This is a genomic window from Virgibacillus pantothenticus, from assembly GCF_018075365.1.
GTDB classification, from domain to species: Bacteria; Bacillota; Bacilli; order Bacillales; family Amphibacillaceae; genus Virgibacillus; species Virgibacillus pantothenticus.
This window is the reverse complement of the sequence record NZ_CP073011.1, coordinates 4,199,528-4,212,489: the sequence shown is the minus strand read 5'-3', so window position 1 is coordinate 4,212,489 and position 12,962 is coordinate 4,199,528. Positions and strand designations below refer to the sequence as shown.

The 12,962-nt window shown below is 37.7% G+C and carries 7 protein-coding genes; 6 read left to right on the top strand and 1 reads right to left on the bottom strand.

Going from position 1 to position 12,962, the window contains the following annotated elements; all coding sequences use genetic code 11:
* Positions 1-149: 149 nt before the first annotated feature.
* A complete protein-coding gene (gene hprK, locus KBP50_RS19575) occupies positions 150-1,082 on the top strand; it encodes an HPr(Ser) kinase/phosphatase (protein WP_050351173.1) in 933 nt (310 codons plus the stop codon).
* Between the two features lie 361 nt (positions 1,083-1,443).
* On the opposite strand, the gene KBP50_RS19570 is transcribed toward hprK, so the two are convergent.
* Entirely contained in the window at positions 1,444-1,848 is a 405-nt protein-coding gene (locus KBP50_RS19570; protein ID WP_050351012.1) for a hypothetical protein, read from the bottom strand.
* A 747-nt stretch (positions 1,849-2,595) separates the two neighbouring features.
* On the opposite strand from KBP50_RS19570, the gene KBP50_RS19565 reads away from it, so the two are divergent.
* The 5 genes from KBP50_RS19565 to KBP50_RS19545 all read left to right on the top strand — a co-directional run bounded on the left by KBP50_RS19565 (position 2,596) and on the right by KBP50_RS19545 (position 12,765).
* On the top strand, positions 2,596-3,672 hold the full coding sequence (locus tag KBP50_RS19565; RefSeq protein WP_050351013.1) for a glycosyltransferase family 4 protein: 1,077 nt from the start codon (positions 2,596-2,598) through the stop codon (positions 3,670-3,672).
* Positions 3,673-3,776: 104 nt separating this feature from the next.
* A complete protein-coding gene (gene gndA, locus KBP50_RS19560) occupies positions 3,777-5,186 on the top strand; it encodes an NADP-dependent phosphogluconate dehydrogenase (protein ID WP_050351014.1) in 1,410 nt (469 codons plus the stop codon).
* A 907-nt stretch (positions 5,187-6,093) separates the two neighbouring features.
* Positions 6,094-9,879: a S8 family serine peptidase gene (locus tag KBP50_RS22570; protein WP_050351015.1), complete on the top strand. Its 3,786-nt coding sequence runs from the start codon at positions 6,094-6,096 to the stop codon at positions 9,877-9,879.
* Positions 9,880-10,096: 217 nt separating this feature from the next.
* Positions 10,097-10,849 (top strand): DUF1572 family protein, encoded by a 753-nt coding sequence (locus KBP50_RS19550; RefSeq protein ID WP_328219425.1) that lies wholly within the window; start codon positions 10,097-10,099, stop codon positions 10,847-10,849.
* Between the two features lie 452 nt (positions 10,850-11,301).
* Positions 11,302-12,765: an APC family permease gene (locus KBP50_RS19545; protein ID WP_050351016.1), complete on the top strand. Its 1,464-nt coding sequence runs from the start codon at positions 11,302-11,304 to the stop codon at positions 12,763-12,765.
* Positions 12,766-12,962 lie beyond the last annotated feature (197 nt).

Here is a 12,962-nt window from a genome sequence, read left to right as displayed (position 1 = left end):
TTTGATTTAAAATAATAAAACAACTAACGGTATTAGTACAATTTAACAATAAGTGTTCTTCATGTACATTAGTAATCCGTGTGGAACCCTTTCATGTTTCTGTTCGTATATAATGATATACTGGGATATAGAAATGGAGCGTATTCATGATGAAATCCATCACCGTAAAGCAATTAGCAAAACAATTCAATTTAGAAATTTTGGCAGGAAATGATGAATTAGAGCGTTTAATAACGAAGCCGCGAACACATCGCCCTGGGCTGGAATTTATCGGTTTTTTTGATTTTTTCCCAATGGAGCATGTTCAGGTGTTAGGGAAAAAGGAGATCGCCTATTTACATCAATTAACCCATGATGAAAGAAGGTCGCGAATTGGCAATATCGTGAAATACCATCCGCCTTGTTTTATTGTAACCTCCGAACAAGAAGGATTGATGTATTTAACTCAATTTTGTAATGAAGAGGGTATTCCACTACTTCGTACAAAAGAGCCTACATCCACTTTTATTGAAAAATATGATGCTTATATGATCAAGTCATTAGCACCGGAAACAGCAATTCATGCTGTTTGTGTTAACATTTTTGGGCTTGGAATACTCATTCGTGGAAAATCAGGGATTGGAAAAAGTGAAATTGCCCACACGTTGATAGGTAGAGGGCATCGATTAGTGGCGGACGATATCGTTGTTTTAAAAAAACTCGGTCCGGATACTTTATTAGGAACACATAATGAAACGAATAAAGAGTTTCTCGCTTTACGAAGTGTCGGTTTACTAAATGTCGTTCGTTTGTATGGAAGGAAGGCGTTTCAAGAAGAAACACGTATCGCATTGGATATTCATTTAACAGAATGGGAAAAAGATGCTTTAAACAATGAATTGGAACTTGAAACAAAGACGAATGATTATATGGGGGTTACTATACCTACAATAGAAATTCAATTGCAACCAGGACGCGATGTCGTCGGCTTAATTGAAGCTGCGGCAAATAACTGGTATTTAAAACAACAAGGCTATAGTGCAGCAGAAGAATTTATTCAACGTCTAGAATCAGATATGGAAAATAAGGGGAAAACTAATTAAATGATAGTTCTAAATGGGGTTGGGACAAAAGCAAATACGATATAGCAATAGCCGAACGATCCATTTATCCCGCTTATAAGGTTAGACTCCGACTTCAAGTACGACAAGTGAAGCAGTAGATATTAGCGCCTAAATACTCGATTCGTTTAGTGGTCTTTAGGTCATACCATTATGGTACTAACAATAAGTAGGGGATAAAAGAACCCCCTACTTATTGGGTCTACTTTATTGTTCGTTTTTTGAATCAGCAGCGCTGGTTTGGTTATATCCCAGTCTTTACATAAGTTATAGTTATGTATGGTAAGCCCACATTTGGAGCTAAAAGCAGCTGTTTACACTTTATCCGTGTAGGTCTAGGTAATTAAGGCAGCATCATAAATAATGCTACGATGGAAATAATAGGGATCGCGAGTACTAGGAATGTACTAATTAAAGAAAATTGTGTGACCATAGCTTTAGCTTCCTCCGGCACATCTACTTTTTTCTGTAAAAAAATAAAGAATACCGCAAAGATAACGAGAAATAATAGAATGATTGCCGGTGTGTATAGCTCTGAAATTTCAGCTACGCTTTCCATCTGAGAAAAGCCGTAAACAATCAATAGTATTGGAAGACCTTCGCTTATTGCTACACCAATCATCATATTGTTTTGAACTCTTGCTTGTAGACTAGGGTCTTGTTTTAACTTTTCCACATTTATTTTAAAGAGTGCTAAAATGGGGATCATTGCTAGAGCAGCTGCTGCAACAAATACATACGGGCTCATGGAAACAACCTCCTTCCTTAAAATTGGTGAAAATGGCTATGTCTTGTCGCTTGTCCGGTTAAAGCTGGATTGATTTTAAAAGATAAGAAACCAGCATGGCTCGCCAAGAGCGCAAGCCACCATCTATGATGAAAAACTTTGCTTTATAATGTTTAGATTCTTGAAAGACTACCTAAAATAAATAAGTTATATAATGGTAAATAGCGTTTTTTTCACTTAAGTGCTTGGGGATAACGAAATAACCGACTAGCCACGTCCGGCTCCATCGCTCAGCAACTAGGCGACTTTAGAAATGCGCCCTACGATAAGGCCTCATCGGTTCGTGGTAAAGAGGAAGGCCGACTAAAAACGGGCTTGCCGCTCAGCCGTCGGCATACCCCTGTTTTTAGGGGCATGATTCCTAAATCTTTAGTTGATTCGTTCCATTCGCTACGTTGCTAAACGGGCGCCCCTCGCCTTTGTTCATTTTATTTGCTACATTGTATGAAATGATAATCTCCAACAGGTTTATTCTGTTTTTCTTAATGCCTATTGGACAAAGCCTTGAGCTACTTACCTTGCAATAAGTTAAATCGTAACATCCAGATAAGTTTCACTATCCTAATGCTAACTTTTAAAATTAGCCTATCATGTTTGACGATTCTGTACAATAAAATTTGCTAAAAACTGCTAGGATTCGATATAATTTAAGTCGATTATTATAATTCAAACTAAGAGGAACACAGCTAAGAATATTAGGAGAATAATATGATAAATTATGTGGATTTAATTATAGCCTTTGGGATTGCAGTTATTACTTCTTTTTTGCTGACATATCCCGTAAAGAGATTAGCTATCTTTATCGGTGCCGTTGACTTCCCCAATTATCGCAAAATACATACGAAAGTAACGCCTCGGCTTGGAGGCTTAGCCATTTTTTTTGGTATGGTTGCAGGGTTAGTATATTTACAACCAAGCCACCCGCATTTAGCTGAAATTGCTGCTGGAGCAGTTGTTATTATTATAACCGGTGCTCTAGATGATCGTTTCAGCATTCAGCCAGTTGTTAAATTAACAGGACAATTGATCGCAGCTTCGTTTTTGGTTTCTTCTGGGCTGATTATTGAAAAATTGACGCTTCCGCTCTTTGGCACCGTTGAATTGGGATTTGCAAGTGTACTAATTACGGTTCTCTGGGTGGTCGGGATTACCAATGCAATTAATTTAATTGATGGACTAGATGGTTTAGCAACTGGGGTAACAACGATTGCTTTAATCAGTATTTGTGTCATGGCTTTTATTGATATGCAAATCATAGTCGCTTATTTATGTATCGTGTTAATTGGCAGCAATCTCGGTTTTTTATATCACAATTTTTACCCTGCCAAAATTTATATGGGTGATACAGGCTCCAATTTTTTAGGCTATATGATTGCGGTAGTTTCCATGCTTGGTTTATTTAAAAATGTTGCTTTGTTTAGCTTTGTTATTCCAATTATTGTCTTGGCTGTACCAATATTTGACACACTGTTTGCCATTGCAAGAAGAGCATATAATAAAGAGAATATTATGATGCCTGATAATAAGCATATTCATTATCAACTTTTACAAGCAGGGTATAGTCATCGTAAAACAGTATTAATCATATACGGGTTTAGTGGATTGTTTGGCATCATGGCGGTGCTGTTTTCCAATGCAAGTATAACAGTCGCCTTTATCATTACGATCATTGTGCTTATTCTGCTCCATTTGTTTGCCGAAATGGCTGGAATAGTGATGGGAGGGAAGCGACCGGTTTTACGTATGCTTCGCCTGCTCATTACCAAGCGAAAAAGAGATCAATAAACATAATCAATCGTCAAAATGTGAAAAGTTTATTATAATAAAAGAAGTTGTACCATTATCATTGAACATGATGTAAGAACCTGGAAGGGAATGACCTACAAAACATGGAAAAACAACAAATTGGTGTTATCGGTTTAGCAGTAATGGGGAAAAACTTAGCATTAAATATTGAAAGCCGTGGCTATTCGGTTACCGTTTATAACCGTTCTGGCGATAAAACAGATGCTTTTTTGGACAATGAAGCAAAAGGAAAACAATTTAAAGGTACTAAAACAATCGAGGAATTTGTGGAATCACTGGAAAAACCACGAAAAATATTATTAATGGTAAAAGCTGGTGCTCCAACAGATGCGACCATTGAATCGCTTCTTCCATATTTGGAGAAAGGCGATATTTTAATTGATGGTGGTAATACGCTTTATGAAGATACGATACGTCGTAATAAGGCCCTTGAAAAATCAGGCATACATTTTATCGGCACAGGTGTATCAGGTGGAGAAGAGGGAGCGTTAAAGGGACCTTCCATTATGCCAGGAGGTCAAAAAGAAGCGCATGAGCTAGTAGCGCCAATTTTTGAAGCTATTGCAGCCAAAGTAGATGGAGCTGCTTGTACAACATATATTGGACCAGATGGCGCAGGGCATTATGTAAAAATGGTGCACAACGGTATTGAATATGGAGATATGCAGCTTATAGCAGAAGCGTACTTTATTTTAAAGCATGTGCTTGGAATGGAAGCAGACGAGTTGCATGAAGTATTTGCAGATTGGAATAAAGGCGAATTAGACAGTTATCTTATCGAGATCACAGCAGATATTTTCACCAAAAAAGATGAAGAAACTGGAAAACCATTAGTTGACGTTATTCTAGATACGGCAGGACAAAAAGGAACTGGAAAGTGGACAAGTAAAAACGCTCTTGATTTAGGTGTACCTCTTCCATTAATTACCGAGTCCGTATTTGCACGTTTTATTTCTGCCATGAAGGATGAGCGCGTACGCGCAAGTGAAGAGCTGCATGGTCCAGAGAAAAAGGAATTTACTGGCGATAAAAAAGAGCTTATTGAAGCGGTAAGAAAAGCACTATATATGAGTAAAATTTGTTCCTATGCTCAAGGGTTCGCACAAATGCGTGCGCAATCAGAAGAGAATGATTGGAATTTGAATTACGGTGAGATTGCGATGATCTGGCGCGGGGGATGTATTATTCGTGCACAATTCCTGCAAAAGATTAAAGATGCATACGAAAGAACACCGGATTTAGCTAATTTACTGCTTGATCCATATTTTAAAGAAATCGTAAAAAACTACCAAGACGCCCTGCGTGAAGTCGTCGCTATTGCAATTAAGCATGGAATTGCTGTACCAGCTTTTTCAAGTGCCATTGCTTATTATGACAGTTATCGTTCCGCTGATTTACCAGCAAACCTGGTACAAGCACAGCGTGATTACTTCGGTGCGCACACGTACCAACGAAAAGACAAAGAAGGCGTCTTTCACACAAACTGGTTTTAATGATTATTTTGATTAAAAAACCCCTCTACCACTTTGTTTGAGGGGTTTTTAGTGTGTTGTGTTAACAATTAAATTAGACCGCAACTATCCTTGCACTTAAATTATCATTTTGCCATGAAAAATAGTTTGAAAGTAGGTTAGCGAAATTTGACGAAAACTACTGCAAATGTCCTATTTTAACGGAGGGTTGCTTTTTATCCCGTATATAAGGTGCTGTACGACTCCACTTCAGGAGTTGGATAAATCTGTACTGCAACAAGTCTAAGTGGGAGATAACAGCACCTAAATGCCCTGTTTCGTAAGCGGCCTTTAGATCATACCATTACGGTACTAACAATCAGTAGAGGATGAATGAAAACCCCCACTGATTGAAGATTCACTTTATAGATTAGATGTCGTTTGTCATTTTATTTCCTAGGTTTTATTTTCTAATACTAGTAGGGAAAAAGGACTAACTGTGCGAACTACAGCGCATTTTTATGTTAAAAAACATATCATGCTTCTCCATCTTAATTGTGTCTATCCTTGAAATATCGCAGGAAAATCAAATATTTCTAAAAAAACATCAATTATATCACGAAAAATCTATCTTATGATTTTGTTCAGCACGTTGATATCTAGTCCATAAGTCTGGTGAAAAACTGTAGTTATTTGTCGAAAAGGACAAATCTGCTCTATTTGAATACAGGACTATTTACACTTCCTATATATTACCAACTTTAATATGATTTAATATATCAGAATATTTAGATTGAAATAGAAAGGGTGATTTTTCTGATGATACGGATCTAAAAAACAGTCATTATGACATATTATGTAGCCTTTTTGAACATCTGTTCCCTTCCTAATATTCTATCGTTCATAATGTTGTTCAAAAATTAACATTTTAATCCAAGGGGGAAATTGTATGAAGCTAAGATTGACCATTAAACGCTCTTTTATTATGTTATTTGTATTTTTACTTATGTTTAGCAGTTTTTCCACGGTGCATGCAGTGAAGCAATTACCTCAGATGAAAAATCAGCCAGACCTTACATCAGAAAAATTAAAAGAAACGAGTAATCCTAATAAAAAGGTCCGAGTCATTGTAGAAGTGGAAGATAAACCAGCAATAGAAATAGCAACAAAAAAAGGCATAATGTTTAAGCAAATGCCGAAAAATGAAAAGAAAAAATTGGAAAACGGCGCCAAGAAAAAACAAAAGTCGGTAAAAGAAGAAATGAAGCAGAAAAAAGTCGATGCAACCTATTACGAGGAATTTACAACGGTTGTCAATGGCTTTAGTGCAGAAGTAAAGCAAGGTGATCTGGAAAAAATTAAAGAAATGAATAACGTAAAAAAGGTTCATACCGTAAATGAGTACAAACGCCCAATTGCTATACCGGATATGAAATATAGTAAAGAATTAGTAGAAGCACAGCAGGCTTGGAGAGAATATGACTTTAAGGGGGAAGGGATGGTTGTTGGTATTATTGATACCGGGATTGACCCAACTCACCAGGATATGATGTTATCTGATGAACAAACTGCTGAACTAACAGAAGATGAAGTGGAACAGATCGTCGATAACGAATCGCTTCCGGGAAAATTTTATACAGAAAAAATCCCATATGGCTACAATTATATGGATAACAATGGTGAAATACGAGAAATACATGCTGGAGCAAACTATCACGGTATGCATGTTGCAGGTACTGTTGCAGCAAATGGAAATGAAGAGAGTAGCGGTGTTGTTGGGGTTGCTCCAGAAGCACAGCTGCTTGCATTGAAAGTGTTTGGAAATGACCCAGAAATGCAGTCTACTTTTGGCGATATTTATGTGAAAGCAATTGATGATGCGATTAAGCTAGGCGCAGACGCTTTAAATATGAGCTTAGGTTCGCCAGCTGGCTATGTCAATGATGATGCACCTGAGCAACAAGCTGTTTCTCGTGCTGTCGAAAATGGGGTACTTATGTCCATTTCTGCCGGTAATAATGCTTTATTTGGTGATGGATTTGCTTATCCTGATGCGGCTAATCCGGATTATGGTGTAGCAGGATCACCAGGTGTCTCTTCTGATTCACTCCAGGTTGCTTCATTTGAAAATACATTTATGGAAGTAGATAAGTTAACCTATACCATTGACGATCAAAAAGAGTCAGCAGCCTTTTTATCAGCAGGCAATACAAGTCCTGATGCCGATGGCACTTCCTTCCCTGTATTCGATGCTGGGCTTGGGTATCCTGAAGACTTTGAAGGAAAAGATCCAGAAGGAAAATATGCATTAATCCAACGTGGCGAATTGGCTTTTACGGATAAAGCGTTAAATGCACAAGCTGCCGGTGCTGCTGGCGTTATTATTTATAATAATACGGATGGGATTATCAGGATGGCTACCTCCGCTGAGATCACCATTCCGCAGTTATTTATGTTAAAAAGTGATGGCGATAAACTTGCAGCAGCATTAGCAGAAGAGAAGCCAGTGAATATCGTATTTTCCGGTGAAACGACCACGATTGACAACCCGGACGCTGGGAAAATGAGTGCATTCACTTCTTGGGGGCTTACGCCAAATCTTGACTTCAAGCCAGAAATAACCGCCCCGGGAGGGCAAATCTATTCTACATTAAACGATAATCAATACGGTTTAATGAGCGGAACATCGATGGCTGCACCGCATGTAGCTGGAGGTGGGGCGCTAGTTTTACAGCGTGTCGATGAGGAGTTTGGTTATGAGCAGGCAGACCGGATTCAGTTTGCCAAAAACGTCATAATGAATACGGCAGACCAAATACAGTTTGAAGAGGAACCAGTTTCTCCACGGCGTCAAGGCTCCGGTATCATGCAGCTTCATGCAGCACTAACTACGCCAGTTGTAGTTACAGAATCGAAAACAAAGGAAGCAAAAGTTGCACTAAAAGAGATTTCTGAGAACCGGGTTTCTTTTGAATTAACTGCAGAAAATTTCCAAGATACGGCTGTGAGTTATGATGTAACAGCAACTGCTCAAACGGATACAGCTGCAAATAGCAATGAAAATTTCGTTACGGCACCAAATCTTTTACCGTCTAACGATCTAGGAGACATTGTAACAATTAATGGGAAAGAACAGGCAACGATAGAAGTGCCTGCAAATGGGAAGACTACCTTTACCGTAACCGTTGATGTAAGCTCTGTTGATAACCAATTATCGGAAGTATTTACAAGTGGGTACTGGTTAGAAGGGTTTGTTAGGTTAACAGATCGAACAGACTCACATCCACAGTTAACTGTTCCTTATGTAGGCTTTAAAGGGAAATGGGACAAAGCATCGATTTTTGATCAACCAGTATGGGAAGAGGATTCATTTTATGGTATGACAGGGGTGGTCACTTCTACCGGTAAAGATGAAAATGGAGACATGCAGTATAACTATTTAGGAGAAGATTTAGCCACTGGAGAGATCGATCCTGAAAAAATTGCCTTTTCTCCGAATGATGATGGCATAAAAGATGATGCTCTGCCAATATTGTCATTTTTAAGAAATGCAAAAGAAGCGCGGTTTACCGTACTAGATGAACAAGGGAAAAAAATTCGTACCATCCGTTTAGAGTCAGGAATTAGAAAAGATTATTATGATTCCGGAAATGGAACCTATTATTCTATTTCTTCCGACAGAGTTTGGGATGGCAAGATTAAAGGAAAACCTGCTCCAGAAGGAAACTATTATTTACAGGCAGAAGCAAAAATCGATTATAAAGGCGCAGAATGGCAAACGTTGCAACTCCCAATAATTTTGGATACAACAGCTCCCAAAGTAGAAGCAACGTATAGCTTTGATGATGAAAAGCTTACGGTTTCAGCACAAGATGCTAAAAAAGGAAGTGGTGTTGCTTCTTGGGAGGTTTTTGTAAATAAGGAGCCTGTGCTGGAAGAGCCTTATGTGAATGGCGAAAAAGAGCATCCTTTATCGGATATAGATCCTGACGCAACGATAACGGTACGAGTACAGGATTATGCAGGAAATGAAACAGAGGTCAAAGCAGAGATGCAGGAGCCAGATAAAACTGCACCTGATTTACGCTTAATTACTCCAGAGAATCTAGGAGTGGATAATCAGCGAGAAGTTGTTTTCTCTGGTTATGTAACGGATAAATCTGGTGTGAAAGAAGTAACTATAGATGGCAAAAAAGCAACACTGGAGTTTAATAAAGAAAACAAACGCTATGAATTTTCCTTATCTGTTAAGCACAAAAAGGACGGATACTATTTCAAACATATGAAAGCAGTGGACAATCTTGGGAATGAAACGGAAATAGGACGCCGTTATTTTGTCGATACGAAGGAAGCAAAATTAAATATTAAAGGGAAAAAGAAAACAAAAGAAGATACGCTTACAGTAAAAGCGAAAGTGCGTGATAATTTTGATGATATAAACGTATTTGTTGATGGGGACCATGTTTATAAACACGAGCTTTCTGAACCTTACGGAAAAAATAGCTTCAACGAGCAAATAGAAGTAGAACTTGAATTAGAAGACGGAAAAAATGAATTTGAGTTTAAAGTCGTTGATTTAGCAGGGCATGAAACAGTTAAAACATATACTGTCACGAAACATGAGGATAGCAAAGAAGATGAAGGTGAAGAAGGGAATGAATTTGAGAATTTCTTCTCCTATCTGTTTTCAAAACTATGGATCATGTTCGGTAAGCTGTGGACGGTGTTTGGTTAAATGATATGGTGAGGACTCGGTGCTCTTTGGAGAGCCGGGTCTTTTTGATTTTATAGGAACCTATAAAATTAGGTGCTTGCGGCGTCATGGTTTGTATAAGAAAACATTCTCGGTCAAATAAACTGCCTTCGTTATGTGAAAAAATGATAGATGAAATTTATAAAACGATTTTTCTATTTGGAGATTGCAATGGATGATGCTTTTATTTGTATATTAATTGCGAAAAGTAGTAATTTATCGCAGGTTAACTGGCTATAAGATCCCGAATTCAAGAATTCGAGGAAAAGACGAGAATTATAAGTGGGTGATCAACAGCAGTAAAAGTCCGATTCATTCAACTAACAATCCATGGGGGATGAAGAAAACCCCACGGGAAGTCTCATTGTATAAAGTTTTAGCTAATCTTATATATGAAAAGGGAGAGAATGCATTTATGGAATTGGGGAATATATATTTGCAGGTAATTAAACGAAGGTTTGCGCAAATAAAGGAACAGGGAGATGGCACTTTTGAGCAGCTGGATGAAACAGATATACATTGGACATTTAATGAGGCTTCCAATAGTATTGCAGTAATTGTTAAGCATATGAGAGGCAATATGCTGTCAAGGTGGACAAACTTTTTAACGACGGATGGAGAAAAAAGTAATCGCCATCGTGATCAGGAATTTATAAATACGATTCAATCGAAACAAGAATTGCTTACTGTATGGAACGAGGGTTGGTCCGTGTTATTTGACGCATTGGAGCAAATATCAGCAGAAGATTTGCGAAAACATGTAAAGATACGAGAGCAGCCAATTCTGGTGCTAGAAGCTGTTGAAAGACAGCTTGCTCATTATGCTTCGCATGTTGGACAAATTGTATATATTGGGAAACAGCTGAAAGGTAACGAGTGGAAAAGCTTAAGCATTCCTAAAGGGAATTCAGCAGAATATTTACAGCAAATGAAGCAAAGATACGGTAAATAGTTGCTTTTAGTCTCTTTGAGAGGAAAAATTTACAGAATCAATCCGCTATTATTTTACCTGTAACTGGCAGTAACCCTTCCCTTCCACCTACGATGCGAAATCAGCAAAAAAGTAGAGAAAATCCAATCGCAAGTCAAATGCCTCATTTTGTCAGTGGTCTTTGAGTAAACCCATGTGGAAACTAATAATCAGTGGGAACAAAATATTCCACTGATTGAAGCTTCATTGGATAAATCGACCCCAAACAGGTTTAACCTATGCATAAAACAGGAATAGCAAAGAATACCGTTTATTTCATATAGCTGTGCATTTTGTATGATGAGGATGATAGAAAACGAGACTAAGCTATTTTAACACAATGGTAGCTTGTACAATAATCGTACAATGTACCAGCATTTTACAAGTAAGCATAATGGTAGGTTAATTTGATTTGAAAAGGGAGATCCGGTTTCATGGAGGAAAGAACGACACTAAAAAAATCTTTAAAGGCGCATTGGGTTTGGGCAATTGCTTTAGGTTCATCGATTGGTTGGGGGGCTTTTGTTCAACCTACAACATGGATGGCAACAGCAGGGCCTATGGGAGTTATTATTGGCTTAGCAATTGGTGCATTATTAATGATGGTAATTGCTGTGAGCTACGGGTTTTTAATTAAGAGTTTTCCAGTAACAGGTGGAGAATTTGCTTATGCATTTATTAGCTTGGGGCGCAAGCATGCATTTATTAGTGGTTGGTTTTTAACATTAGGATATATATGTATTGTTGCGTTAAATGCATCTGCTTTTGCTTTAATGCTTAAATTTGTTTTTCCTACACTTATTGAAAACTTCCCGCTCTATCAAATTGCTGGCTGGGATGTGTATGGAATGGAAATAATTATCGCATCCATCGCTTTAGGAGCATTTGGTTACTTTAATATCCGAGGAACAGGAATATCCGGACGTATGCAATTTATTTTTTGTAGCGTAATGATTGGAAGTATATTAATTATTACATGGATGGTCGGTGCTCAACCAGGGTCTGGTCTTGCAAATGTACAACCATATTTTCCATCCGACACGACTGCTTGGGCAGCGATTATCTCGATTGTAGCAATTGCTCCTTGGGCTTATGTCGGTTTTGATAATGTACCGCAAGCAGCTGAAGAATTTCATTTTTCTTCCAAAAAAGCATTTTCCTTAATTATTCTAGCAATCTTTTTTGCAGCAGTTTTATACAGCCTTATGATTTTAGCCACTGCTATGACACAGCCGTGGGAAGGTTTAGTAGCTGAAAGCAACGTATGGGGAGCAGGTGCCGCGATACAAGAATTACTCGGTACAATCGGTTTAGCACTTTTAGTAACTGCATTGACCATGGGTGTATTTACAGGGTTAAACGGTTTTATTATTTCTTCCAGTCGCTTATTATTTGCGATGTCACGAGCAAAGATATTGCCAGTATCATTTTCAAAACTTCATCCTAAATATAAAACCCCTTATATTGGGATCTTTTTTACGGTCGTTATATCTGCGTTTGCACCATGGTTCGGCAGAGAAGCATTATTATGGGTAGTAGACATGTCTTCTGTTGGTGTAACCATTGCTTATTTTTATACATGTTATACAGCATTTACGTTGTTTAAAACAAAAAAAACAGCTTCATTTGATCGGAAAAAGCATATCGTATCGCCATTTAAAAAAATTATTTCAGGGGTCGGAATGTTTGCTAGTTTAATTTTCTTAGCATTACTGTTAATTCCTGGTTCACCAGCTTTTCTAGGACTCCAATCACAAATTGCTTTGGCAGTCTGGATTATGTTGGGGGTTGGCTTTTATTTTGTTAAACGCGAAGAATTTAATAAAATTCCGAAAGAAGAGTTAAATTATTTGATCTTGGGATCGAAAAAAATTGAAGCGAAAAACTGGAATTTATAAAATGCTAGAGAACTATTAAAATGTATCTTTTATTAAAAACTTAATAAAATTATGCTGTATCTAAAAGATGATTTCTGTATTGAACAGGAGTCATCTTTTTTAGATCTGATTGAGACATATATCACATATTTGTTTAATTTCGTTCATGAAAGTGAAGAAATATTACTTCGATAAGGAAAGATATGTTTAGAAATAAA